This is a genomic window from Siccibacter colletis (assembly GCF_025914095.1).
Taxonomy (GTDB): Bacteria; Pseudomonadota; Gammaproteobacteria; order Enterobacterales; family Enterobacteriaceae; genus Siccibacter; species Siccibacter colletis.
Genome location: NZ_CP074352.1, coordinates 3,796,111 through 3,820,909, shown reverse-complemented (window position 1 = coordinate 3,820,909; position 24,799 = coordinate 3,796,111). Strand labels below are relative to the sequence as shown.

The window sequence follows — 24,799 nt, the reverse complement described above, 5'->3', positions numbered from 1 at the left end:
GCCGCCTTTGATGCGATTTATTCGCGTTGAAGCTCACCAAAATACATTAACATCGCGTGGTGTCTGGCGTCAGGGCTGGAAGAGCGACGCGGCCTTAACAGAGGTTTCCCATGAAAAAAGGTATTCACCCGAATTACGTAGAAATTACTGCAAACTGCTCTTGCGGTAATGTTATCAAAACTCGCTCTACTGCGGGTCACGATCTGAACCTGGACGTATGTGGCCAGTGCCACCCGTTCTACACTGGTAAGCAGCGTGACGTTGCTACCGGTGGCCGTGTTGACCGCTTCAACAAGCGCTTCAGCATCCCGGGCACGAAATAAGCCTGGAAAAAAGGCGCCGCAAGGCGCCTTTTTCACATCTGTACTCCGCTCCCGGAGACAGAAACCGGGCGACAGACTACTGCCCGCCGCCGCGTTCTCACTTCCCGCTTCTTAGTATTCCCACGTGTCCGGGTCGATACCCAGCTCACGCATGATCACTTTTGCCTCTTCCGGAATTTCATCGCTGCGCTCTTTACGCAGGTCAGCATCGTTCGGTAACGGTTGGCCGGTAAACGCATGCAGAAATGCTTCGCACAGCAGTTCGCTGTTGGTCGCATGACGCAGGTTATTCACCTGACGACGCGTACGTTCATCGGTGAGGATCTTTAACACCTTCAGAGGAATGGAAACCGTAATTTTCTTTACTTGTTCACTCTTCTTGCCGTGCTCAGCGTACGGGCTGATATATTCGCCGCTCCATTCAGCCATGAGATACCTTTAATCCTCTAGTCATTAGGGTAGGGCTGAAACCGGACAATCTTCACGGTCTTAGCCATCAATTCGCGTTGTGTACAGCGTAGAATACACCGCGATGGCGGCGCTCTGGCTGTTTCACTGCTCTAAAACGCATAATTTTAACGGGAATTGTGCTTTTGCTCAATCTATACGCAAAGACATTTAGATGTCCAGATGTATTGACGTCTATTATTCCAGTGTTTACTCTGTGACCCTCTTTCATCCGGAATTTTGCCAGGAAGCCCTTCACCATGACGCGTAAACAGGCCACCATCGCAGTGCGTAGCGGATTGAATGACGACGAGCAGTATGGCTGTGTTGTCCCGCCCATCCATCTTTCCAGCACCTACAACTTCACCGGCTTCAATGAACCGCGCGAGCACGATTACTCGCGCCGGGGCAATCCGACCCGTGATGTGGTGCAGCGTGCGCTGGCGGAGCTGGAAGGCGGAGCCGGCGCGGTGCTGACCAATACCGGCATGTCGGCCATTCACCTGGTGACCACCGTTTACCTGCGCCCCGGCGATCTGCTGGTGGCTCCGCACGACTGCTACGGCGGCAGCTATCGCCTGTTCGACAGCCTGGCAAAGCGCGGCTGCTATCGCGTGCTGTTCGTCGATCAAAATGACGAGACGGCGTTAGCGCAGGCGCTGGCAGAAAAACCGAAGCTGGTACTGGTGGAAAGTCCGAGCAACCCATTGTTGCGCGTGGTGGATATTGCGAAAATCTGCCGTCTGGCGCGGGAAGCGGGCGCGGTCAGCGTGGTGGACAACACCTTCCTGAGTCCGGCGCTGCAAAATCCGCTGGCGCTGGGCGCGGATCTGGTGTTGCACTCCTGCACCAAGTATCTGAATGGCCACTCTGATGTGGTGGCCGGGGTGGTGATCGCGAAAGAGGCGGAAACGGTCACTCATCTGGCATGGTGGGCGAATAATATAGGCGTTACCGGTAGCGCGTTTGACAGTTACCTGCTGCTGCGCGGGCTGCGCACGCTGGGGCCGCGCATGGACGTTGCCCAGCGTAACGCCCAGGCGATTGTGGATTTCCTGAAAACCCAGCCGCTGGTGAAGAAACTTTATCACCCGTCGCTGCCGGAAAATCAGGGGCACGACATTGCCGCACGCCAGCAGAAAGGTTTCGGGGCCATGCTCAGTTTCGAACTGGATGGCGACGAGCAAACGCTGCGCCGCTTCCTCAGCGGGTTGTCACTGTTTACACTGGCGGAATCGTTAGGCGGGGTCGAAAGTTTGATCTCCCACGCCGCCACCATGACACACGCGGGTATGGCACCAGAAGCACGCGCGGCAGCAGGCATTTCCGAGACGCTGCTGCGTATCTCGACCGGTATTGAAGACAGTGAAGATTTAATCGCTGACCTGGAAAATGGCTTCCGGGTCGCATCCGAGGGGTAAAAATGAGTGTGACAGCGCAGGCAGGGGCGAAGGGTCGTCAACTGCATAAATTTGGTGGTAGCAGTCTTGCCGATGTGAAATGTTACCTGCGCGTAGCGGGCATCATGACTGAATATTCCCTGCCGGGGGATATGATGGTGGTCTCGGCCGCCGGCAGCACCACCAACCAGTTGATCAGCTGGCTCAAACTCAGCCAGAGCGATCGCCTCTCTGCGCATCAGGTGCAGCAGGCGCTGCGCCGCTATCAGAGTGAATTAATCTGCGGCCTGTTACCTCCCGACATTTCTGACGGTCTGGTCAGCGAATTTATCCGCGATCTCGAACGCCTCGCGGGCCTGCTGGATGGCGCGGTAACCGATGCTGTGTATGCCGAAGTGGTCGGGCACGGTGAGATCTGGTCAGCGCGCCTGATGGCCGCCGTGCTTAACCACCAGGGCATTGAAGCCGCCTGGCTCGACGCCCGCGAGTTTCTGCGCGCCGAGCGCGCCGCCCAGCCCCAGGTAAATGAAGGCCTCTCCTGGCCGCTGCTCCAGCAGCTGCTGGTACAGCACCCCGATAAACGTATCGTGGTAACCGGCTTTATCAGCCGCAACGACGCCGGCGAAACCGTGCTGCTGGGCCGTAACGGTTCAGACTACTCGGCAACCCAGATCGGGGCGCTGGCCGGTGTGTCGCGCGTTACCATCTGGAGCGACGTGGCCGGGGTTTACAGCGCCGACCCGCGCAAAGTGAAAGATGCCTGCCTGCTGCCGCTGCTGCGCCTGGATGAAGCCAGCGAGCTGGCGCGCCTGGCTGCCCCGGTGCTGCACGCCCGCACCCTGCAGCCGGTTTCCGGCAGCGATATCGATCTCCAGCTGCGCTGCAGCTATACCCCCGAGCAGGGTTCCACCCGCATCGAGCGCGTGCTCGCCTCCGGCACCGGCGCGCGTATCGTTACCAGCCATGACGATGTCTGCCTGATTGAATTCCAGGTCTCTGCGCAGCAGGATTTCCAACTGGCGCGAAAAGAGCTGAGCCTGGTGCTGCAGCGCGCCCAGGTGCGTCCGTTGTCGGTCGGCGTGCATCCTGACCGCAACCTGCTTCAGCTCTGCTACACCTCTGAAGTGGTGGGCAGCGCGCTGGCTATTCTGCAGGCGGCAAACCTGCCGGGTGAGCTGCGGCTGCGCGAAGGGCTGGCACTGGTGGCGCTGGTGGGGGCGGGCGTGTGCCGCAATCCGCTGCACAGCCACCGCTTCTGGCAGCAGCTTAAAGATCAGCCGGTGGAGTACATCTGGCAGTCGGAGGAGGGCATCAGTCTGGTGGCCGTCCTGCGTGCCGGGCCGACAGAGAGCCTGATTCAGGGGCTGCACCAGTCGCTGTTCCGCGCCGAAAAGCGCATCGGCCTGGTGCTGTTCGGCAAAGGCAATATCGGTTCACGCTGGCTGGAGCTGTTTGCCCGCGAGCGCGATACTCTGTCTGCACGTACCGGCTTTGAGTTTGTGCTCGCCGGCGTGGTGGACAGCCGCCGCAGCCTGCTCAACTACGAGGGGCTGGATGCCAGCCGGGCGCTGGCCTTCTTTAATGATGAAGCGGTGGAACAGGATGAAGAGTCGCTGTTCCTGTGGATGCGTGCGCACCCTTACGACGACTTAGTGGTGCTGGACGTCACCGCCAGCGAACAGCTGGCCGATCAGTATCTTGATTTCGCCAGCCACGGCTTCCATGTTATCAGCGCCAATAAGCTGGCCGGGGCGAGCAACAGCAACAAGTATCGCCAGATCCGCGACGCGTTTGCCAAAACCGGTCGCCACTGGCTGTATAACGCCACCGTTGGCGCGGGCCTGCCGGTGAACCACACGGTGCGCGATCTGCGCGACAGCGGGGATGCCATCCTTGCCATCAGCGGTATTTTCTCCGGTACGCTCTCATGGCTGTTTCTGCAGTTCGACGGCTCGGTACCGTTCACTGAGCTGGTGGATCAGGCGTGGCAGCAGGGGCTGACCGAACCGGACCCGCGCGTTGATCTGTCCGGAAAAGACGTGATGCGCAAGCTGGTGATCCTGGCGCGTGAAGCGGGCTACGATATCGAGCCGGATCAGGTGCGCGTTGAGTCACTGGTGCCGGTCGGGTGCGAAGAGGGATCGGTGGATCATTTCTTTGAAAATGGCGATGAGCTGAATGCTCAGATGGTGCAGCGTCTGGAAGCGGCTCGCGAGCTGGGGCTGGTGCTGCGCTACGTGGCACGCTTTGACGCCAACGGTAAGGCGCGCGTCGGCGTCGAGGCGGTGCGTCCTGAACATCCGCTGGCAGCGCTGCTGCCGTGCGACAACGTGTTCGCCATTGAGAGCCGCTGGTACCGCGACAATCCGCTGGTGATCCGCGGGCCGGGTGCGGGCCGCGACGTTACCGCCGGTGCCATCCAGTCAGACATCAACCGTCTGGCGCAGCTGCTGTAGGGCATCGCACATGACGGGCGGGTAATCGAGCTTACCCGCCCGCTTTTTTATCCTGCCACCCCCATCCTGAACCTTTTTCACCATCGCTGAAAATTACTCACGTCACGGAATAATTTACCGGTTGACGCGGCATCCCTTTTCCGTCATTTTTACATCTGGACGTCTAAACGTATAGAAGTTCGAAGCACACCACGATTACGCAGCGATTGATGAGGTAAGGTATGAGCTTTTTTCACGCCAACCAGCGGGAAGCCCTGAATCAGAGCCTGGCAGAAGTGCAGGGCCAGATTAACGTTTCATTCGAATTTTTCCCGCCGCGCACCAGTGAAATGGAGCAGACCCTGTGGAACTCCATCGATCGCTTAAGCAGCCTGAAGCCGAAGTTTGTCTCCGTGACCTACGGGGCTAACTCCGGCGAGCGCGACCGTACCCACAGCATCATCAAAGGCATTAAGGATCGCACCGGGCTTGAAGCCGCGCCGCACCTGACCTGCGTTGATGCCTCGCCGGATGAGCTGCGCAGCATCGCGCGCGACTACTGGAATAACGGCATTCGCCACATCGTTGCCCTGCGCGGCGACCTGCCGCCGGGCAGCGGTAAGCCGGAGCTGTACGCCACCGATCTGGTCGCGCTGCTGAAAGAGGTCGCAGATTTTGATATCTCCGTCGCTGCCTACCCGGAAGTGCACCCGGAAGCGAAAAGTGCCCAGGCTGACCTGCTTAACCTGAAGCGTAAAATCGACGCCGGTGCCAACCGCGCCATTACCCAGTTCTTCTTTGACGTCGAGAGCTACCTGCGTTTTCGCGACCGCTGCGCCGCCACCGGCATCGACGTGGAGATCATCCCTGGCATCCTCCCGGTTTCCAACTTCAAGCAGGCGAAGAAGTTTGCTGACATGACCAACGTGCGCATTCCGTCCTGGATGTCGCAGATGTATGTCGGGCTGGACGACGATCCGGAAACCCGCAAGCTGGTAGGTGCCAACATCGCCATGGACATGGTGAAGATTTTAAGCCGCGAAGGGGTGAAGGATTTTCACTTCTATACCCTGAACCGCGCCGAGATGAGCTACGCCATCTGTCACACCCTCGGCGTGCGCCCGGTGCTGGCCGCGTAGCCAGCCAGCACACAAAAAGGCCACCCGTTGCGGTGGCCTTTTTTTACTACTGATTTCCTGGCTGCTCGCCGTGCGGCAGCGCGTCGTAATCATGCAGCGCGTTCTTCTTGTACGGATTCCCAATCCAGCGCGTGGTTTCCTTAAACGCCGGGTTGACGAGGGATCGCGTCGGATCAAAATCGTCGTAGCGCAGCCCGGCCAGATCCGACCAGGTGTGGATCAGCTCAGCGCTGCTGTACTTCCGATCCACATCAGGGCGTAAATCGCGGGGATGGGCTGCCTGCCAGGCCGGCGATGTCCAGACGATAAACGGAATGGTGTACATATGGCGCGTCGGCTGGGCCTCGTTACGCCCCTGAATGTTATGCGGCGGCGTGTCATACACCTCTTCGCCATGATCCGAGAAATAGAGCATAAACCCGTTGGGGTCGGTGGCTTTGAAGTCCCTGAACAGCGTCGCTACCACATGGTCGTTAAACAGGTTGGCGTTGTCGTAGTCGTTATACGCCTCCCGCTGTTCCTCGCTCAGGCCCGGCGGCACGCCGTCTTTCTGGCCGTCAAACTTGCCCCAGTTCTCCGGGTAGCGGAACTTATACTTCAGATGCGTTCCCAGCAGATGCACGATGATAAATTTCTTCGGCGCCGGATCGGCGAGCACCGCCTTAAACGGTGCCAGCACGTTGGTATCGTATTCACGTGCGCTCTGGGTGCGCTGCTGGTTCATATAGTGCTGAACATCTGTCTGCTTCGAGAACACCGTCAGCATGGTATTACGCCCGGTCATGGTCTGCTGATTGGTGATCCAGAAGGTTTTGTATCCCGCCTGTTTCATCATGTTCATCAGCGACGGCTTCGTCAGGTAGAGGTCCGGGTGCTGCTCGTTGGCGAAGGTCAGTGCCTGCTGGAGGATCTCAATGGTGTACGGACGTGATGTCACCACGTTGTTGAACACCGTCAGGTTTGGATCGCTGTCGCGCAGCGCTTTCAGTTCCGGGGTGGTATCGCGTGAATAGCCATAGAGACTCATGCGCCCGCGCTGGGTCGATTCGCCAATCACCAGCACCAGCGTGCGTGGTGCATCGCCGCTGCTGTCTTTCAGGTTCGCCAGCGGCGGCAGTTCGCGGTTTTTGTCGAGAATGCCCTGCAGGCTGTTCAGCTGGGTGCGGTACTGGGTATAGCCGATGATCATCTGCCAGGGAGCCGCCGGCTCCATGCGCGATGTCAGGCTGCTCACCGCCTTCGCGGGGGTACGGTGTTTAATCAGCAGGTCGCAGGCGAGGGGATAAACGATCAAACCCACCAGCACCAGCGCAGAAATGCCGTAGCGCCACGGCGCTGAGAGCGTTACCGGGCGCAGGCGCGTCCACAGCAATATCGCGCCAGCGGTATAGGCCAGCAGGATTAACAGCAGCTTCATGCTGAAGTACTGGCTGAAATACTCTCCCGCCTCACCGGCGTTGGATTCAAACATCACGAACAGCACGCTCTGCGAGAACTCCTGCCCGTAAATGACGTAGTAGGCGAGAGCGCAGATCGAGACTGCCCACAGCACCACCCCGATGATGCCCGCGATCAACCGGGTTTTACCGGGGAACAGCAGCACCGGGATCAGCCATAGCGAGCTGTAGAGCAGCGAATCGCGCAGGCCGTTGGTGCCGCTGTAGCCGGACGCCAGAATGATGATTTGTAAAACGCTTGAGAAATACCAGAAATAGATCAGAACCCATGCAAGGGCAGGCCAGCTAAACGGGGGTTTAGCCTGTGCGGTGGTGGTCATTCGTTATATCGCCTGTCAAAAACGTGTGCCGCTACGATTGCAGCAAAACCTTAACCACGCCTTAAGCGGCGGAGTTCAGGTAAGGATTATTGTTGTATGGCCCGCAGGACGCGGAACATTCCATGCATCAAAGCGAGCGGAATATATGCAATGTGACGGAAAAATGACAGGAAAATTTAGCGCGGGATTAACCCGGCGCAGGGCCGGGTTAACGCATAGATAACTTACGGTTAGCCGGTGTTACGCATCCCCGCCGCGACGCCAGCAATGGTCACCATCAGCGCCTGCTCAACGCGGGCATCTGGTTCCTCACCGGCTTCTTCGGCCTGACGCGAACGGTGCAGCAATTCGGCCTGCAATACGTTCAGCGGATCGGTATAGATATTACGCAGCATGATGGATTCAGCGATCCACGGCAGGTCCGCCATCAGGTGGGAATCGTTGGCGATATCCAGTACCACGCTGATGTCGGCTTCCAGCTGCGCGCGCAGCTCCTGGCCGAGTGACCAGAGCTCCGGTTTTACCAGGCGCTGATCGTAGTACTCCGCCAGCCACAGGTCGGCTTTGGCGAACACCATCTCCAGCATGCCGAGACGCGTCGAGAAGAACGGCCAGTCGCTGCACATGGTTTCCAGCTCGCCCAGCTTGCCGTCGTCCACCACTTTTTGCAGCGCCGCACCGGCACCGAGCCAGGCAGGCAGCATCAGGCGGTTCTGGGTCCAGGCGAAAATCCACGGGATGGCGCGCAGAGACTCGACGCCGCCGTTTGGACGGCGCTTGGCCGGACGCGAACCGAGCGGCAGTTTGCCCAACTCCAGTTCCGGCGTGGCGGAACGGAAATAGGGCACGAATTTGTCATTCTCACGCACGTAGCCACGATACATCTCGCAGGAGATGGTGGAGAGCTCATCCATAATTTGACGCCAGCTCGCTTTCGGCTCCGGCGGCGGCAACAGGTTGGCTTCCAGAATCGCGCTGGTGTAGAGCGACAGGCTGCTGATGGTCACTTCCGGCAGGCCGTATTTGAAACGGATCATCTCGCCCTGCTCGGTCACGCGCAGACCGCCTTTCAGGCTGCCCGGCGGCTGAGAGAGCAGTGCCGCATGCGCCGGAGCGCCGCCACGGCCAATGGAGCCGCCGCGACCGTGGAACAGGGTCAGAGCGATGCCCGCTTTCTCACAGGTTTTGATCAGGGCGTCCTGCGCCTGATATTGCGCCCAGGAGGCGGCCATTACGCCCGCATCTTTCGCGGAGTCGGAGTAGCCAATCATCACCATCTGTTTGCCCTGAATAAAGCCGCGATACCAGTCGATGTTCAGCAGCTGGGTCATGACATCGTTGGCGTTGTTCAGGTCGTCGAGGGTTTCAAACAGCGGCGCGACCGGCAGCGCGAAACCGATCCCTGCCTCTTTCAGCAGCAGGTGCACGGCCAGCACGTCGGACGGGGTTTTCGCCATAGAAATCACGTACGCCGCGATAGATCCCTGTGGCGCTTCGGCGATCACCTTGCAGGTGTCGAGCACTTCGCGCGTCTCTTCGCCTGGCTCCCAGTTACGCGGCAGCAGCGGGCGCTTGGAGTTCAGTTCACGGATCAGGAACGCCTGTTTGTCGGCTTCAGACCAGTTTTCGTAATCGCCGATGCCGAGATAGCGGGTCAGCTCGCCCAGCGCCTGGGTATGACGGGTGCTCTCCTGACGGATATCAATGCGCACCAGCGGCACGCCAAAGGCTTTCACGCGGCGCAGGGTATCAAGCAGCTCGCCGTTGGCGATAATGCTCATGCCGCAGGCCAGCAGCGACTGGTAGCAGGCGTAAAGCGGTTCCCACAGCTGTTCGTTCTGGGTCAGCAGGCCTTTTGGTTTCGGCAGCTTCTGGCCTTTCAGACGCGCTTCCAGCCAGGCCTGGGTTTCCAGCAACTGGCCGCGCAGCCCTTTAAGCAGATAGCGGTACGGCTCCTGCGCCCCTTCGGCGCCCACGTATTCACGCAGGCCGTCGGAGCACTCCACCATCGACAGCTCGGAGATCAGCACCTGAATATCTTTCAGGAACAGGTCGGTGGCTTTCCAGCGGCTGAGCAGCAGAGCATGACGGGTAATGTCGGCGGTAACGTTCGGGTTGCCGTCGCGGTCGCCGCCCATCCAGGAGGTGAAACGCACCGGCACAAAATCCACCGGCAGCCGGTAATCCAGATGCTCGGTCAGCTGGTCGTTCAGCTCGCGCAGGTAGTTGGGAATACCTTCCCACAGGCTGTTTTCCACCACCGCAAAGCCCCACTTGGCCTCATCGATAGGGCTGGGACGATATTTGCGGATTTCATCGGTATGCCATGACTGAGCCAGCAGCTGACGCAGGCGGCGCATGATCTGGTTGCGGTCGTAATCCGACAGATCTTTATGGTCGAGCTGCTTTAAGCAGTTATTCACTTCCACCATTTTATGGATCAGGGTACGACGGGTAATTTCGGTGGGGTGCGCGGTCAGCACCAGCTCCAGCGACAGCGACTCGACGGCGGCCTTGATGGCGGCATCGTTAAGCTCCGGCTGGTCTTTCAGCTTGCGCAGGGTGCGGGCGATGATTTCCGGGTTACTCGCGCCTTCGCCTTTCGACGAAATGCTATGGAACTGCTCGGCGGTATTAGCGAGATTAAGAAACTGGCTGAAAGCGCGGGCGACCGGCAGCAGCTCATCGTTAGACAGGTTTTGCAGTGTTGTCAGCAACGCCTGACGGTCTGCGTCGTTGCCAGCGCGGGAAGACTTGGACAACTTACGAATGGTCTCAACGCGGTCAAGAATGTGTTCTCCCAGCGCATCCTTGATAGTATCCCCGAGTAGTTTTCCGAGCATACTGACATTACTTCGCAAAGCCGAATATTGTTCGTTCATATGACCCCAGACACCCCGTTACATTTTATTTTGTTATATCCGCCGCGTTCCGGTTGCCAGCAACGCGCTGCGCAAAAAACGGCGAATATCAGACACCGTCTTTTATAAAGCCACGTAAAAACCCCCTCGTCAATTGCTGCGAAAACGGTTCAGCAGCTGAATAAAGTGCGTCAATTTATGAAAGTTAATTCATCTGGTTGCAGATAAGTAACGCTTATGAAAATTGTGTAAAAGCCCGCGTGCGGATGTGTAGTGGCAGCGTCTGCGAGCGGCGTGACAGGCAGTGAATCGGCCTGGGTTTTGGCGTACGAGCAGGGGTTCATGCGATAACGCGGGGACGGCAGAGCGTGGCGGGTGCACCAGGCACCCGCTGTTATCACTAATGCCAGCAGAAGTGATGCACTACCTGACCAATCAGCTCGCGCGTCGGCTTGATGAAGCGCGTTTCGATGTACTCATCCGGCTGGTGGGCCTGGTTGATTGAGCCCGGGCCGAGCACCAGCGTCGGGCACAGCGTCTGAATAAAGGGTGCTTCGGTACAGTAGTTCACCACGTCCGTCTGGGCGCCGAGCAGCTTTTCCACTACCTGCACCAGCTGGTGATCCGGCGGACACTCATAGCCCGGAATGGGCGGGTGCAGTTCGGCGAGATTAATACGCCCCGGCCAGCGGCTGCTTACCGGCTCCAGCGCTTCACTCAGCAGGCCGTTAAGATCGTTGAGCGTCATACCCGGCAGCGGACGGATATCCATGTGCAGCTCGCAGCAGGCGCAGATGCGGTTCGCTGCGTCGCCGCCGTGAATGTGACCGAGGTTCAGCGTCGGATACGGCACGGTGAACGCATCATAGTGATAGCGCTCTTTCAGGCTGTCGCGCAGCGCCATGATGTGGGTGATGGCCTCGTGCATCAGCTCAATGGCATTCACGCCGCGCGCCGGATCGCTGGAGTGGCCCGACTGGCCCAGCACGCGAATGGCGTTGGAGATATGCCCCTTGTGCGCCCGCACCGGCTGAAGGGACGTCGGCTCGCCGATAATCGCGCAGTCCGGACGCAGCGCCGTGGTTTCGGCAAAGTAGCGCGCCCCCGCCATGGTGGTCTCTTCATCCGCAGTTGCCAGAATGTAGAGCGGCTTTTTCAGCTGCGTCACATCCACGTCACGCAGCGCATCAAGAATAAAGGCGAAAAAGCCCTTCATGTCGGCGGTGCCCAGCCCGTAGAGCTTGTTGTCGTGCTCGGTCAGGGTGAACGGATCCCGGGTCCAGCGCCCATCATCAAAGGGTACGGTATCGGTATGCCCTGCCAGCAGCAGGCCGCCCGCGCCCTGGCCAGTACTCGCCAGCATATTGAATTTATTGCGCGTACCCGGCACCGGCTGCACTTCAACGTTGAATCCCAGCTCTTTGAACCACCCGGCCAGCAGATTGATTAAAGACGCATTACTCTGATCGAGAGACTCCTCGGTTGCGCTGATGGATGGTGTGGCGATCAACGCACGGTAAATCTCGATAAATGGTGGTAATTTCATTTTCACTGTTGACATACCTCAGGTCGGATAGTATCAATATTCATGCAGAATTTATGAATAAAAATACAATAACGTTGAGCGTAAAGGAATTCGTTTCGCTTCGGTGATTCAAACCTCGCTCACTGACGTGGCCTGGGCCCGCCAGCCAGCGCCTGAAGCAAATGACGTAAGAAGGTTTAGCCCCGATGTTGAAAACCCTGATTGTTGGTGCCAGTGGGTATGCTGGCGCAGAGCTTGTGGCTTATGTGAATCGCCATCCACATATGACCATAACCGCTTTGACGGTCTCAGCGCAAAGCAATGATGCGGGAAAGTTAATCTCCGATCTGCATCCGCAGCTGAAGGGGATTGTCGATCTCCCGCTGCAGCCGATGGACGACATCAGCGAATTCAGCCAGGCCGATGTGGTGTTTCTCGCCACCGCTCATGAAGTGAGTCACGACCTCGCTCCGCAGTTCCTCAAGGCAGGCTGTGTGGTGTTCGATCTCTCCGGCGCGTTCCGCGTCAACGATCCGGCGTTCTATGACACCTATTACGGTTTCACCCATCAGCATCCCGACCTGCTGGCGCAGGCGGTGTACGGGCTGGCGGAGTGGAATCATGACCAGATTAAAGAAGCGACGCTGGTGGCGGTGCCGGGCTGTTACCCGACCGCAGCGCAGCTGTCGATCAAGCCGCTGATCGACGCGGATTTACTGGATCTTAACCAGTGGCCGGTGATCAACGCCACCAGCGGCGTCAGCGGTGCCGGGCGTAAAGCGGCGCTCTCCAACAGCTTCTGTGAAGTGAGCCTGCAACCCTACGGCGTGTTTCACCATCGCCATCACCCGGAGATCGCGGTGCACCTCGGCGCATCGGTGATCTTCACGCCGCACCTTGGCAACTTCCCGCGCGGGATCCTCGAAACCATCACCTGCCGTCTGAAGCCGGGCGTGACTCATGCGCAGGTCGCGGCGGTGTTCCAGGATGCCTACGGCGATAAACCGCTGGTGCGTCTCTATGACAAAGGCGTACCGGCACTGAAAAACGTAGTCGGCCTGCCGTTCTGCGACATCGGCTTTGCGGTAAAAGATGAGCACATCATCGTGGTGGCGGCGGAAGACAACCTGTTGAAAGGTGCGGCGGCCCAGGCGATGCAGTGCGCGAATATCCGTTTTGGCTTTGCCGAAACGCAGTCACTTATTTAACAGTCAGGTGAGATGATGAACCCGTTAATTATCAAGTTAGGCGGCGTATTACTGGACAGCGAAGAGGCGCTGGAGCGCCTGTTTACCGCGCTGGTCAACTATCGTCAGGCGCATCAGCGCCCGCTGGTTATCGTGCACGGCGGCGGCTGCGTGGTGGACGATCTGATGAAGCAGCTTAACCTGCCGGTTACCAAGAAAAACGGTTTGCGCGTCACGCCTGCGGACCAGATTGACATCATCACCGGCGCGCTGGCCGGGTCCGCCAACAAAACCCTGCTGGCCTGGGCGAAGAAGCATGACATCGCCTCAGTCGGCCTGTTTCTGGGCGACGGCGACAGCGTGAAGGTAACCCAGCTTGACGAAAGCCTCGGCCACGTTGGCCAGGCGGAGCCGGGTTCGCCAAAACTTATCAACACGCTGCTTGAGGCGGGTTACCTGCCGGTGATCAGCTCTATTGGCGTCACCGCAGACGGTGAGCTGATGAACGTCAACGCCGACCAGGCTGCTACCGCACTGGCCGCCACCTTGGGTGCAGATCTGATCCTGCTCTCCGACGTCAGCGGCATTCTGGACGGCAAAGGCCAGCGCATCGCGGAAGTGACCACCGCCAAAGCGCAGCAGCTTATCGAGCAGGGCATTATCACCGACGGCATGATTGTCAAAGTGAACGCGGCGCTGGACGCCGCCCGTACTCTGGGCCGCCCGGTGGATATCGCCTCATGGCGTCACGCCGAACAGCTGCCCTCTTTATTTAATGGGGTGTCGATTGGCACCCGCATTTTAGCGTGATGACAGATTTTTTAAGGAAACAAACAATGCAAAACCACGGCATTAAAAAAGTTGTACTGGCATACTCCGGCGGCCTCGACACCTCGGCCATCATTCCCTGGCTGCAGGAAAACTATGCAGGTTGTGAAGTGGTGGCCTGCGTGGTGGATATCGGCCAGGATCGTGACGACCTGAAAGGCGTTGAGCAGAAAGCGCTGCGCTCAGGTGCGACCGAATGCTACGTGGTAGATGCCCGCGAAGAGTTCATCAAGGATTACGTCTACCCGGTGCTGCAGACCGGTGCGCTGTATGAAGGCAGCTATCTGCTGGGTACCTCAATGGCACGTCCCCTGATCGCCAAAGCGCTGGTGGATGTGGCAACCAAAGTGGGTGCCGACGCGCTGTGCCACGGCGCAACCGGGAAAGGTAACGACCAGGTGCGTTTTGAATCCGCCTGGGCGGCGCTGGCACCTCATCTGAAAGTGATCGCCCCGTGGCGTGAGTGGAACCTGCGTTCCCGTGAAGCGCTGCTCGACTACCTGAAAGAGCGTGACATCCCGACCACCGCGTCGCTGGAAAAAATCTACAGCCGCGATGAGAACGCCTGGCACATCTCGACCGAAGGCGGCGTACTGGAAAGTCCGTGGAATGCCCCGAACAAAGACTGCTGGGTATGGACCGTCGATCCGCTGGAAGCCCCGGATCAGCCGGAGCAGGTCACCGTTACCGTTGAGAAAGGCAACGTGGTTGCCGTTAACGGCGAACGCCACAGCCCGTTCCAGTGTCTTGAAGTGCTGAACAAAATCGGTGCGAAGCACGGCGTAGGCCGTATAGATATCGTGGAAAACCGTCTGGTGGGTATCAAGTCCCGCGGCTGCTATGAAACCCCGGGCGGCACCATCATGATGGCAGCCCTGCGCGGCGTGGAGCAGCTGGTGCTGGATCGCGACAGCTTCAAATGGCGCGAGCAGGTTGGCCTTGAGATGTCCTACGTCGTGTATGACGGACGCTGGTTCGCGCCGCTGCGTCAGTCCCTGCAGGCGGCGGCAGAATCCCTGGCAGAGCAGGTGAACGGCGAAGTGGTGCTGCAGCTCTATAAAGGCCAGGTGACCGCGATTCAGAAGAAATCGCCGAACAGCCTGTATAGCGAAGAGTTCGCGACCTTCGGGGAAGATGAGGTTTACGATCACAGCCACGCGGGCGGCTTTATCCGTCTGTTCTCGCTCTCTTCCCGCATCCGTGCGCTGAACGAGCAGAAGAGGTAATCAGGCATTAGCCGCAATGGCGGGTAGCGCTGCGCTAACCCGCCGGATAAAAGCAGGCATCCTTGTAGGGCGGGGAAGCATGAGCGCACCCGCCGTTTATGTCAGGATAAAAAGTTACGGAGCAGGTTATGGCACTTTGGGGTGGACGTTTTACACAGGCAGCGGATCAGCGGTTCAAACAGTTCAACGACTCGTTGCGCTTTGATTACCGCCTGGCAGAGCAGGATATCGTTGGCTCTGTCGCCTGGTCCAAAGCGCTGGTGACCGTTGGCGTACTCACTGCCGCCGAGCAGGCGCAGCTGGAAGAGGCGCTGCGCGTGCTGCTTGAAGAAGTTCAGGCGGATCCGGTCCAGATCCTGCAAAGCGATGCAGAAGATATTCACAGCTGGGTGGAAGGCAAGCTTATCGACAAAGTCGGCCCGCTCGGTAAAAAGCTGCACACCGGCCGCAGCCGTAACGACCAGGTGGCAACCGATCTGAAGCTGTGGTGCAAGATGCAGGTCAGCGAACTGCTGGCGGCGAGCCGTCAGTTACAAAGCGCGCTGGTGGAGACCGCAGCGAATAATCAGGACGCGGTGATGCCGGGTTACACCCATCTTCAGCGTGCGCAGCCGGTGACCTTTGCGCACTGGTGCCTGGCTTACGTGGAAATGCTGGCGCGCGATGAGAGCCGTCTGCAGGATACGCTCAAACGTCTGGATGTCAGCCCTCTGGGGAGTGGTGCGCTGGCAGGCACGGCGTATGAGATCGATCGTGAACAGCTCGCCGGCTGGCTCGGGTTTGCCTCGGCAACCCGCAACAGCCTCGACAGCGTTTCCGATCGTGACCACGTACTGGAGCTGTTGTCCGATGCCTCCATCGGCATGGTTCACCTGTCGCGCTTCGCTGAAGACCTGATTTTCTTCAACTCCGGCGAGGCCGGGTTCGTTGAGTTGTCCGACCGCGTAACCTCTGGCTCGTCCCTGATGCCGCAGAAGAAAAACCCGGATGCGCTGGAGCTTATCCGCGGTAAATGCGGACGGGTGCAGGGCGCTCTGACCGGCATGATGATGACCCTGAAAGGTCTGCCGCTGGCCTATAACAAGGACATGCAGGAAGACAAAGAGGGGCTGTTCGATGCGCTCGACACCTGGCTGGACTGTCTGCATATGGCAACGCTGGTACTGGACGGTATTCAGGTGAAGCGCCCGCGCTGCCAGGACGCCGCGCAGCAGGGCTATGCGAACGCCACGGAACTGGCGGATTATCTGGTCGCCAAAGGCGTACCGTTCCGCGAAGCACACCATATTGTGGGTGAAGCGGTGGTTGAAGCCATCGCCCAGGGTAAACCGCTGGAAGGGCTGGCGCTGGCGGATCTGCAGAAATTCAGCAGCACTATCGGGGAGGATGTCTATCCCATCCTGTCGCTGCAATCCTGTCTCGATAAGCGCGCCGCGAAAGGCGGCGTGTCTCCGACGCAGGTTGCGCTGGCAATTGCCGAGGCGAAAGCGCGACTGGTGTAAGATGTGTTGAGGGTAGTAATGAAGAGCCTGGCCCTGCGCCGGGCTTTTTTTTGCAAAAAAAAAGCGGACATACTGTCCGCTAAAACGTTCACGTTGGCTTTAGTTATTCAGGTCAGAGAGAACTCTGTCACAGGAGAACAGCATGAGGGATGGTGCTGCCCGCCTCGTTGTGTAGACGCATTATTAGCCATAACGCTTGATAGGGATAATCGTTGATTGCTATGATATCTATCGCCATGAACTATCGTGGCGGCGGAGGATAAGTAATGAATATTCGTGATCTTGAATACCTGGTGGCGCTTGCTGAGCATCGTCATTTTCGTCGTGCAGCCGATGCCTGCCACGTCAGCCAGCCTACCTTAAGTGGTCAAATTCGTAAGCTTGAAGATGAGCTGGGCGTGATGCTGCTTGAGCGCACCAGCCGCAAAGTGCTGTTTACCCAGGCCGGGCTGCTGCTGGTGGACCAGGCGCGGACCGTGCTGCGCGAAGTGAAAGTGCTGAAAGAGATGGCGAGCCAGCAGGGCGAGGCGATGTCCGGCCCGCTGCATATCGGCCTGATCCCGACCATCAGCCCCTATCTGTTGCCGCTGGTGATCCCGATGCTACATCAGACCTTCCCGAAGCTGGAAATGTATCTGCACGAAGCGCAGACCCATCAGCTGCTGGCGCAGCTCGACAGCGGCAAGCTCGACTGTGCGATTCTGGCGCTGGTGAAAGAGAGCGAAGCCTTTATCGAAGTGCCGCTGTTTGATGAGCCGATGATGCTGGCGGTGTATGAGGATCATCCGTGGGCCAACCGCGACCGCGTGCCGATGTCAGATCTTGCCGGTGAAAAGCTGCTGATGCTGGAAGACGGGCACTGCCTGCGCGATCAGGCGATGGGCTTCTGTTTTGAAGCGGGAGCCGATGAGGACACCCACTTCCGCGCCACCAGCCTGGAGACGCTGCGTAACATGGTGGCCGCCGGTAGCGGCATCACGCTGTTACCGTCGCTGGCCGTGCCGCAGGAGCGCCGCCGTGATGGCGTGGTGTATCTGCCGTGCTATAAGCCGGAGCCGCGTCGTACTATCGGGCTGGTCTATCGTCCGGGGTCGCCGCTGCGCAGCCGCTATGAGCAGCTGGCAGAGGCCATCCGTAAATCAATGGATGGCCATTTCGACAGCGGATTAAAACAGGCGGTTTAAGCCGTTCAGCGCCGCTACCCGATAGGCTTCCGCCATCGTCGGGTAGTTGAAGGTGGTGTTAACGAAGTACTCAATCGTGTTACCGCCACCTTTCTGCTCCATAATCGCCTGGCCGATATGAATAATCTCGGCCGCGCGCTCGCCAAAGCAGTGGATCCCCAGAATCTCTTTCGTTTCGCGATGGAACAGGATCTTCAGCGTTCCGACGTTCATGCCGACAATCTGCGCCCGCGCCAGGTGCTTAAACTGGGCGCGACCCACTTCATAAGGCACTTTCATCGACGTCAGCTGCTGCTCGGTTTTGCCCACCGAACTGATCTCCGGAATGGTATAGATACCGGTCGGAATATCTTCCACCAGGTGCGCCGTCGCTTCGCCTTTGATCATGGCGTGCGCCGCGATACGACCCTGGTCGTAGGCCGCAGACGCCAGGCTCGGATAGCCAATGACGTCGCCCACCGCGTAAACATGCGGCAGCGCGGTCTGGTACATGCTGTTCACTTTCAGCAACCCGCGCCCGTCGGCCTCCAGGCCAATATTCTCCAGCGACAGCGAGTCGACGTTACCGGTACGGCCGTTGGCATAGAGCAGGCAGTCGGCTTTCACCTTTTTGCCCGATTTCAGGTGCACGATGACGCCGTCATCCACCCCTTCAATCTTCTCGTACTCTTCGTTGTGGCGGATCACCACGCCGCTGTTCCAGAAGTGATAAGAGAGCGAGTCGGACATCTCCTGATCGAGGAACGCCAGCAGACGGTCGCGGGTGTTAATCAGATCCACTTTCACGTTCATACCGCGGAAGATAGACGCGTACTCGCAGCCAATCACCCCTGCGCCATAGATAATGACGTGTTTCGGTTCGTGATGAAGGCTGAGAATTGAGTCGCTGTCGTAGATGCGCGGATGGTGAAAATCGACGTCGGCAGGGTGGTAAGGCCGTGAGCCGCAGGCGATAACGAACTTCTCTGCTGTCAGGGTCTCCACCGAGCCGTCCGGGCACTCCAGCGCCAGCGTATGCTCATCAACAAAATGGGCGCTGCCCTGCAGAATTTCGCAGTAGTTACGCTCATAGAACCCTTGTCGCATGCGGGTTTGCTGATTAATAACGTTGTCGGCGTGGTTGAGAATGTCGGCGAAAGAGGAGCGGAGAAGGTGGGCGTGTTCACTGTACAGCGGGTTTTGTTTGAATTCGATAATACGGCTGACAGCGTGCCGGAGCGCTTTTGACGGGATGGTGCCCCAGTGGGTACATCCGCCGCCGACGCTCTGGTAGCGTTCAATCACGGCGACCCTGGCTCCCTGCTTAACCAGCCCCATAGCAGCGCCTTCGCCGCCGGGGCCGGAACCAATTACTATTGCATCATAATCGTAGGTGTGTGGCATGGTAAGGCGTACCTGTTCTTATACATAAAAGCAACAAGATTGTAACACCTCTCCGGGGATAACCCAATGAATACCCTTCATTAAGGATGGGCATAAGGTAAATATACCGAAACGGCAGGCTTTTGCGTCAGGCGTGACGGGCCTTGCGTGCGCTGCGTGCGCTGGCATAAATCTTCCATTCACAATCCGCCCCAAACCCGGTAATTTGAACCGCTCAAGAGTACCGGCAGTACAAATAAGGATGCAGGCAACGTGATGGGTGTAAGAGCGCAACAAAAGGAACGGACCCGGCGTACGCTAGTCGATGCCGCGTTCAGTCAGCTTAGTGCGGAGCGGAGTTTCGCCAGCCTTAGCCTGCGTGAAGTAGCAAGGGAGGCGGGGATCGCGCCGACGTCGTTTTATCGTCACTTCCGTGATGTGGATGAGCTTGGGCTGACGATGGTTGATGAGAGCGGCCTCATGCTGCGCCAGCTGATGCGTCAGGCGCGTCAGCGCATCGCCAAGGGCGGCAGCGTGATTCGCACCTCGGTGTCGACCTTTATGGAATTTATCGGCAACAACCCGAACGCCTTCCGCCTGCTGCTGCGCGAACGTTCCGGCACCTCAGCGGCGTTTCGTGCTGCGGTAGCCCGGGAAATCCAGCACTTCATTGCGGAACTCGCCGACTATCTGGAACTCGAAAATCACATGCCGCGCGCCTTTACTGAAGCGCAGGCGGAAGCCATGGTCACCATCGTGTTTAGCGCAGGTGCGGAGGCGCTGGACGTCAGCATCGAACAGCGTCGCCAGCTGGAAGAGCGGCTGGTGCTGCAGCTGCGTATGATCGCGAAAGGGGCGTACTACTGGTACCGTCGAGAGCAAGAGAAAATTGCCCAACACGTTGAAAATTAAAGGATGAACGATGAGAAATTCTGTTCAGGAAAAAGGCACGCTGCTGCTGGCGCTGGTGGCGGGCCTCTCCATTAACGGTATGTTTACGGCGCTGTTCAGCTCCATCGTACCTTTCTCTATCTTCCCGATTATCTCGCTGGTGCTCTCGGTCTGGTGCCTGCATCAGCGTTACCAGAACCGCACTATGCCGCCGGGGCTACCGGGCATCGCCGCCGCCTGCTTCCTGCTGGGCGTGCTGCTTTACAGCACCGTGGTACGCGCCGAATATCCGGCCATCGGCTCCAACTTCCTGCCGTCGATTCTGACGGTGATCCTGCTGTTCTGGATTATTTTCCGGCTGCGTAATCGCCGGAACAGCCTGTCAGAATAAAAAAACGGCCCTCGCGTTGCCGCAGGGCCGTACTCTTATTTGCGGGTCAGCAGCACGCCGCATTCCATATGATGGGTATACGGGAACTGGTCAAACAGCGCCAGGCGCGACACGTTGTGCGTCTGGCTCAGCGTTTCCAGATTGCGGCACAGCGTTTCAGGGTTGCAGGAGATATAAAGGATGGACGGATAGGCCTGCACCATTTTCACCGTCTCATCATCCAGCCCGCTGCGCGGCGGATCGACAAAGATCGTCTCGCACTGGTAGCTTTTCAGATCGATCCCCTGCAGGCGGTTGAATTCCCGCTCGCCGTTCATCGCCTGGGTAAACTCTTCCGCCGCCATGCGGATAATCTGCACGTTGTCGATCTGGTTGGCGGCGATGTTGTACTGCGCGGAGGCCACCGACGGTTTGGCGATTTCCGTTGCCAGCACGCGGTCGAAGTTGCGTGCCAGCGCCAGCGAGAAGTTGCCGTTGCCGCAATACAGCTCCAGCAGGTCGCCGCGTGAACCGGTGGTCGCGTCCAGCGCCCACTCCAGCATCTGAATATTCATCGCCGCGTTAGGCTGGGTAAAGCTGTTTTCCACCTGGCGATAAATCATCTCTTTACCGGCTACCGGCAGACGCTCGTCGATGTAATCCCGATCCAGCTCGATTTTGGTTTTGGTGGCGCGGCCAATCAGCTGCACGTCGAAACCGCGTGCGCGCAGGCTGTCGCGCAGCGCTGCGGCCTGTTCGCGCCACTCGTCATCCAGCTTTTTATGGTAGAGCAGCGAGATCACCGCCTGATTGCTCATGGAAGTGAGGTAGTCGATCTGGAACAGCTTGTGGCGCAGGATGCGGTTGTCGCGCACGCTCTCAATCATGGCCGGCATCAGCTGGTTGATCAGCTCACTGGCGGCCGGGAAACGCTCCACGCGGATGCGCTGGCGCGTCTGGCTGTCGAAGATGATGTGGTAAAGATCGTCCCCGTCGTGCCAGATACGGAACTCAGCACGCATCCGGTAGTGGCTCACCGGCGAACGGAACACCTCCGGCGCAGGTGCCGCGAAGGGCGCCATCATACTTTCCAGACGGCGGACTTTCTCATCGAGCTGCGCATCGTATTGGTCAATCGGGAGGTGTTCAGGGGTCATCATGGCATCCTGGTGATAAAAAATTACGCGGGCGATTGTAGGGAATGCAGGCCTGATGTCCAGCTTTGTTCGATTTTTCATCTCCGCCAATAGCAGTCTGGACATCTATATGCCGCTACGGGTAGCATGCTCGCTCCGGTCTCCTGAGAGTGAAAAGGGAATCCAGTGTAAATCTGGAGCTGACGCGCAGCGGTAAGGAGCGGCGGGATGAATGCCTGGTGCAGACACTGCTTACTAATGAAGTGGGAAGTCTTCATCCGAACAACGCCACCAAGTCCGAAGACCTGCCGGAATACGTCGCAATAGGCTCGATTATCGCGTGCTATCGATCGCGCCTGCGGCATCCATAATAATAAGCGGATGCTTAGTTAATGATGATCAAAAAACTTTCGCTGTGGTCGGCACTGTCCGTCACGGCATTTTCTGGCTGGGCGCAGGACAGCAGCCCGGATACCCTGGTTGTTACCGCCAACCGTTTTCAGCAGCCGGTGAATACGGTGCTGGCTCCGACTGACGTTGTGACACGCGAGCAGATTGATAAATGGCAGGCTAAAACGGTACTGGACGTTATGCGTCGCCTTCCCGGCGTAGATGTCGCTCAGAGTGGGGGAATGGGGCAGCTGGCCTCAGTATTCGTACGTGGTACCGAGTCGCGGCATGTGCTGGTTTTAGTTGATGGTGTGCCCGTCGCTCGTCCGGGTATTTCTAACGACTCCGATCTCTATCAAATTCCGGTTTCGCTGGTGCAGCGCGTTGAATATATTCGCGGGCCACGTTCCGCCGTGTACGGTTCAGGTGCGATTGGCGGCGTAGTCAATATTATTACGCAAAGCGACGAGGATCGTTCTCAGGTTGGCGCGGGCGTCGGCTCGAAAGGCTATCAGGAGTACAATGGTACGCTACGTCAGCGCTTCGGCGATACCATCGTGACCGCTGCGGGAGCGTATCAAACCACTAATGGTTTTAACGTGCAGCCCGATTCGACCTATGCGGGGGATCGGGATCGCGACGGTTATCGGAGTAAACTGTTCTGGGGTGGCGTAGAGCATACGTTCAACGATAACTTCAATGGTTTCTTCCGCGGCTACGGTTATAAGAATAATGCTGATTACGATCAGGGCGGCTGGGGTTATGACGGCGGCGGGGATGAAAACCAGCACTATTCACAATCATGGGATACGGGATTACGTTTCCACTCCGGCCTTTACTCTTCACAACTTCTTGCCAGCTACCAGCGTATCAAAGATTACAACTACAGCAGTTACGCCGGGCGATATAACACCGGCACGACGCTGGATGATATGGAACAGCGTTATATCCAGTGGGGTAATAATGTCGTCATCGGCCAGGGTTCTGTAAGCGCCGGCGCCGACTGGAAGCAGGAGCGCCTGACATCTTATGGTGCCGACTTCACCGGTGCGCCCGCGAAAGACAGCTATAAAAGAGATAACACCGGCCTGTACCTTACCGGCCAGCAGCAGATTGACCGCGTGACGCTGGAAGCGTCCGGGCGTGAAGATCATGATGATGAATTCGGCTGGCACGGCACCTGGCAGACCGCTGCGGGTTGGGAGTTTGTTGACGATTATCGCGTAACGCTCTCATACGGTACTGGTTTCGTCGCCCCTTCACTGGGTCAGCAGTATGGCGCTGAGCGTTTTGGCATAGCTGCTAATCCAGACCTGCAACCTGAGGAGTCGAAGCAGTGGGAGGCCGGAATCGAAGGCCTCACCGGCCCTCTGGACTGGCGCTTGTCCGCTTACCGATACAAAATTCAGAACCTTATCTCTTACGATAATGACGCTTACTACAACGTCAAATCGGCCACAATCAAAGGCCTTGAGTGGACGGGCAACATCTCAACCGGGCCAGTAGCGCATAGCCTGACGCTTCAGTATATCGATCCGCGCGATGACGAAACGGACCAGGTGCTTAATCGTCGGGCTAAGCAACAAGTCAAATATAACCTCAGCGGTAATGTCTACGACCTCGGGTGGGATGTAACGTATCAGTACATCGGTAAACGTTACGATGTTGATACCACTGCGTCACCTTATCGCACCGTAGAGATGGGCGGCGTCAGCCTCTGGGATCTCGCCGTGTCATATCCAGTCACCTCTGCTCTGACAGTTCGTGGTAAAATCGCCAACCTGTTCGATAAAGAGTACGAGACGGTATATGGCTACGCTACTGCAGGACGAGAATACACTTTGTCTGGCAGCTACACCTTCTGAGGCACGTCCAACCGTACTGGTGTTTGACTCCGGTGTGGGTGGGCTCTCTGTCTATGATGAGATCCGGCAGCTCTTGCCGGATCTGCACTATATCTACGCGTTCGATAACGTTGCCTTTCCCTATGGTGAGAAGAGTGAAGCGTTTATCGTTGAACGCGTTGTCGAGATCGTGACGGCTGTTCAGGCGCGTTACCCGCTGGCGCTGGCGGTCATCGCCTGCAACACGGCAAGTACCGTGTCGCTGCCGGCCCTGCGCGACAAATTCCCCTTCCCTGTGGTAGGCGTAGTGCCCGCTATCAAACCTGCGGCGCGTCTTACTGCGAATGGCGTTGTCGGTCTGCTGGCAACCCGCGCCACGGTACGTCGTCCTTATACGCATGAACTTATCGCCCGTTTTGCAACCGAATGCCATATTGAAATGCTGGGGTCGGCTGAGCTGGTGGAAATGGCGGAAGCGAAGCTGCATGGCGAGCCGGTGTCGCTGGAGGAGCTGCGTCGTATCCTGCGCCCGTGGCTGCGGATGCCAGAGCCGCCGGATACCGTGGTATTAGGTTGCACGCACTTCCCTCTGTTACAGGAAGAACTCCTGGCAGTCCTGCCGGAAGGAACGCGTCTGATTGACTCCGGGGCGGCTATCGCGCGTCGCACCGCCTGGCTGCTGGAACATGAAGCGCCGAAAGCGGAATCGGCAGACAGCAACATTGCGTACTGCATGGCGTTTACCCCGGAAACTGCGCAATTAATGCCCGTTCTGGAGCGCTACGGCTTTAAAAAGCTCGAAAAACTGCCAGTTTGACGCGGTTTTGTGTAAAAAAAAGACGGTTGAAAACTTTTTTCAAATTAGGGGTTGTCAGGGGAAAAGAACTCCCTATAATGCGCCTCCACTGACACGGAACAACGGCGAACAAGCCGGCCTGTCAGGTGAAGGCGAGCGAAATAAATGCTTGACTC

Annotated in this window: 19 protein-coding genes and 1 riboswitch; of the genes, 13 read left to right on the top strand and 6 right to left on the bottom strand. The window is 58.0% G+C overall.

What is annotated here, in order from left to right:
- The first annotated feature begins 110 nt into the window (after positions 1-110).
- Positions 111-323 (top strand): 50S ribosomal protein L31, encoded by a 213-nt coding sequence (rpmE, locus tag KFZ77_RS18230; protein ID WP_264384987.1) that lies wholly within the window; start codon positions 111-113, stop codon positions 321-323.
- A gap of 111 nt (positions 324-434) precedes the next feature.
- Here the strand turns inward: rpmE and metJ are convergent, their stop codons facing one another.
- Positions 435-752 carry a met regulon transcriptional regulator MetJ gene (gene metJ / locus KFZ77_RS18225; protein WP_031523354.1) on the bottom strand — a complete coding sequence of 106 codons (318 nt, stop codon included), beginning with the start codon at positions 750-752 and terminating at the stop codon, positions 435-437.
- Between the two features lie 278 nt (positions 753-1,030).
- Between metJ and metB the strand changes: the two genes are divergently transcribed.
- From metB to metF, 3 genes are all read left to right on the top strand, one after another.
- Positions 1,031-2,191, top strand: coding sequence for a cystathionine gamma-synthase (gene metB / locus KFZ77_RS18220; RefSeq protein WP_264384986.1), 1,161 nt, complete (start codon positions 1,031-1,033; stop codon positions 2,189-2,191).
- Between the two features lie 2 nt (positions 2,192-2,193).
- On the top strand, positions 2,194-4,626 hold the full coding sequence (locus tag KFZ77_RS18215; RefSeq protein ID WP_031523357.1) for a bifunctional aspartate kinase/homoserine dehydrogenase II: 2,433 nt from the start codon (positions 2,194-2,196) through the stop codon (positions 4,624-4,626).
- A 221-nt stretch (positions 4,627-4,847) separates the two neighbouring features.
- Positions 4,848-5,744, top strand: coding sequence for a methylenetetrahydrofolate reductase (gene metF / locus KFZ77_RS18210; RefSeq protein ID WP_031523358.1), 897 nt, complete (start codon positions 4,848-4,850; stop codon positions 5,742-5,744).
- Between the two features lie 46 nt (positions 5,745-5,790).
- On the opposite strand, the gene KFZ77_RS18205 is transcribed toward metF, so the two are convergent.
- The 3 genes from KFZ77_RS18205 to argE form a co-directional block, all read right to left on the bottom strand.
- Positions 5,791-7,521, bottom strand: a complete 1,731-nt coding sequence (locus KFZ77_RS18205; RefSeq protein ID WP_264384985.1) for a phosphoethanolamine transferase CptA — start codon at positions 7,519-7,521, stop codon at positions 5,791-5,793.
- 230 nt (positions 7,522-7,751) lie between these two features.
- Entirely contained in the window at positions 7,752-10,403 is a 2,652-nt protein-coding gene (gene ppc / locus KFZ77_RS18200) for a phosphoenolpyruvate carboxylase (RefSeq protein WP_264384984.1), read from the bottom strand.
- A gap of 379 nt (positions 10,404-10,782) precedes the next feature.
- Entirely contained in the window at positions 10,783-11,934 is a 1,152-nt protein-coding gene (gene argE / locus KFZ77_RS18195; protein WP_031523363.1) for an acetylornithine deacetylase, read from the bottom strand.
- A 179-nt stretch (positions 11,935-12,113) separates the two neighbouring features.
- Here argE and argC point away from each other — a divergent pair, with 179 nt between their 5' ends.
- The 5 genes from argC (at position 12,114) to oxyR (ending at position 17,834) form a co-directional block, all read left to right on the top strand.
- Positions 12,114-13,115: an N-acetyl-gamma-glutamyl-phosphate reductase gene (gene argC / locus KFZ77_RS18190; protein ID WP_264384983.1), complete on the top strand. Its 1,002-nt coding sequence runs from the start codon at positions 12,114-12,116 to the stop codon at positions 13,113-13,115.
- A 12-nt stretch (positions 13,116-13,127) separates the two neighbouring features.
- The gene (gene argB, locus KFZ77_RS18185) at positions 13,128-13,904 is read left to right on the top strand and encodes an acetylglutamate kinase (RefSeq protein ID WP_152548399.1); all 777 of its coding nucleotides are present in this window, start codon (positions 13,128-13,130) and stop codon (positions 13,902-13,904) included.
- A gap of 26 nt (positions 13,905-13,930) precedes the next feature.
- A complete protein-coding gene (locus KFZ77_RS18180) occupies positions 13,931-15,148 on the top strand; it encodes an argininosuccinate synthase (RefSeq protein WP_264384982.1) in 1,218 nt (405 codons plus the stop codon).
- A 128-nt stretch (positions 15,149-15,276) separates the two neighbouring features.
- A complete protein-coding gene (argH, locus tag KFZ77_RS18175) occupies positions 15,277-16,650 on the top strand; it encodes an argininosuccinate lyase (protein WP_264384981.1) in 1,374 nt (457 codons plus the stop codon).
- Positions 16,651-16,916: 266 nt separating this feature from the next.
- Positions 16,917-17,834, top strand: a complete 918-nt coding sequence (gene oxyR / locus KFZ77_RS18170; RefSeq protein WP_031523372.1) for a DNA-binding transcriptional regulator OxyR — start codon at positions 16,917-16,919, stop codon at positions 17,832-17,834.
- On the opposite strand, the gene sthA is transcribed toward oxyR, so the two are convergent.
- Positions 17,817-19,217 (bottom strand): Si-specific NAD(P)(+) transhydrogenase, encoded by a 1,401-nt coding sequence (gene sthA / locus KFZ77_RS18165; protein ID WP_031523374.1) that lies wholly within the window; start codon positions 19,215-19,217, stop codon positions 17,817-17,819. The two genes, oxyR and sthA, sit on opposite strands and share 18 nt — an antisense overlap.
- Positions 19,218-19,469: 252 nt before the next feature.
- Between sthA and fabR the strand changes: the two genes are divergently transcribed.
- Both fabR and KFZ77_RS18155 read left to right on the top strand, forming a co-directional pair.
- Positions 19,470-20,108 (top strand): HTH-type transcriptional repressor FabR, encoded by a 639-nt coding sequence (gene fabR / locus KFZ77_RS18160; RefSeq protein WP_264384980.1) that lies wholly within the window; start codon positions 19,470-19,472, stop codon positions 20,106-20,108.
- Between the two features lie 10 nt (positions 20,109-20,118).
- Positions 20,119-20,478, top strand: a complete 360-nt coding sequence (locus KFZ77_RS18155) for a YijD family membrane protein (protein ID WP_264384979.1) — start codon at positions 20,119-20,121, stop codon at positions 20,476-20,478.
- A gap of 35 nt (positions 20,479-20,513) precedes the next feature.
- On the opposite strand, the gene trmA is transcribed toward KFZ77_RS18155, so the two are convergent.
- On the bottom strand, positions 20,514-21,614 hold the full coding sequence (gene trmA / locus KFZ77_RS18150; protein ID WP_264384978.1) for a tRNA (uridine(54)-C5)-methyltransferase TrmA: 1,101 nt from the start codon (positions 21,612-21,614) through the stop codon (positions 20,514-20,516).
- 119 nt (positions 21,615-21,733) lie between these two features.
- Positions 21,734-21,920, top strand: a riboswitch (cobalamin riboswitch).
- A gap of 68 nt (positions 21,921-21,988) precedes the next feature.
- Between trmA and btuB the strand changes: the two genes are divergently transcribed.
- Both btuB and murI read left to right on the top strand, forming a co-directional pair.
- The gene (gene btuB, locus KFZ77_RS18145) at positions 21,989-23,848 is read left to right on the top strand and encodes a TonB-dependent vitamin B12 receptor BtuB (protein WP_264386215.1); all 1,860 of its coding nucleotides are present in this window, start codon (positions 21,989-21,991) and stop codon (positions 23,846-23,848) included.
- Positions 23,793-24,644 (top strand): glutamate racemase, encoded by an 852-nt coding sequence (gene murI / locus KFZ77_RS18140; protein ID WP_264384977.1) that lies wholly within the window; start codon positions 23,793-23,795, stop codon positions 24,642-24,644. Before btuB ends, murI begins: the two co-directional genes overlap by 56 nt.
- Positions 24,645-24,799: the final 155 nt, after the last annotated feature.

Coding starts and splice junctions, on each gene's coding strand:
- metB (WP_264384986.1), top strand. CDS start 1,031: ATGACGCGTAAACAGGCCACCATCGCAGTGCGTAGCGGATTGAATGAC.
- oxyR (WP_031523372.1), top strand. CDS start 16,917: ATGAATATTCGTGATCTTGAATACCTGGTGGCGCTTGCTGAGCATCGT.
- KFZ77_RS18180 (WP_264384982.1), top strand. CDS start 13,931: ATGCAAAACCACGGCATTAAAAAAGTTGTACTGGCATACTCCGGCGGC.
- metF (WP_031523358.1), top strand. CDS start 4,848: ATGAGCTTTTTTCACGCCAACCAGCGGGAAGCCCTGAATCAGAGCCTG.
- argH (WP_264384981.1), top strand. CDS start 15,277: ATGGCACTTTGGGGTGGACGTTTTACACAGGCAGCGGATCAGCGGTTC.
- trmA (WP_264384978.1), bottom strand. CDS start 21,614: ATGACCCCTGAACACCTCCCGATTGACCAATACGATGCGCAGCTCGAT.
- KFZ77_RS18205 (WP_264384985.1), bottom strand. CDS start 7,521: ATGACCACCACCGCACAGGCTAAACCCCCGTTTAGCTGGCCTGCCCTT.
- rpmE (WP_264384987.1), top strand. CDS start 111: ATGAAAAAAGGTATTCACCCGAATTACGTAGAAATTACTGCAAACTGC.
- KFZ77_RS18215 (WP_031523357.1), top strand. CDS start 2,194: ATGAGTGTGACAGCGCAGGCAGGGGCGAAGGGTCGTCAACTGCATAAA.
- ppc (WP_264384984.1), bottom strand. CDS start 10,403: ATGAACGAACAATATTCGGCTTTGCGAAGTAATGTCAGTATGCTCGGA.
- KFZ77_RS18155 (WP_264384979.1), top strand. CDS start 20,119: ATGAGAAATTCTGTTCAGGAAAAAGGCACGCTGCTGCTGGCGCTGGTG.
- btuB (WP_264386215.1), top strand. CDS start 21,989: ATGATCAAAAAACTTTCGCTGTGGTCGGCACTGTCCGTCACGGCATTT.
- argC (WP_264384983.1), top strand. CDS start 12,114: ATGTTGAAAACCCTGATTGTTGGTGCCAGTGGGTATGCTGGCGCAGAG.
- metJ (WP_031523354.1), bottom strand. CDS start 752: ATGGCTGAATGGAGCGGCGAATATATCAGCCCGTACGCTGAGCACGGC.
- murI (WP_264384977.1), top strand. CDS start 23,793: ATGGCTACGCTACTGCAGGACGAGAATACACTTTGTCTGGCAGCTACA.
- argB (WP_152548399.1), top strand. CDS start 13,128: ATGATGAACCCGTTAATTATCAAGTTAGGCGGCGTATTACTGGACAGC.
- sthA (WP_031523374.1), bottom strand. CDS start 19,217: ATGCCACACACCTACGATTATGATGCAATAGTAATTGGTTCCGGCCCC.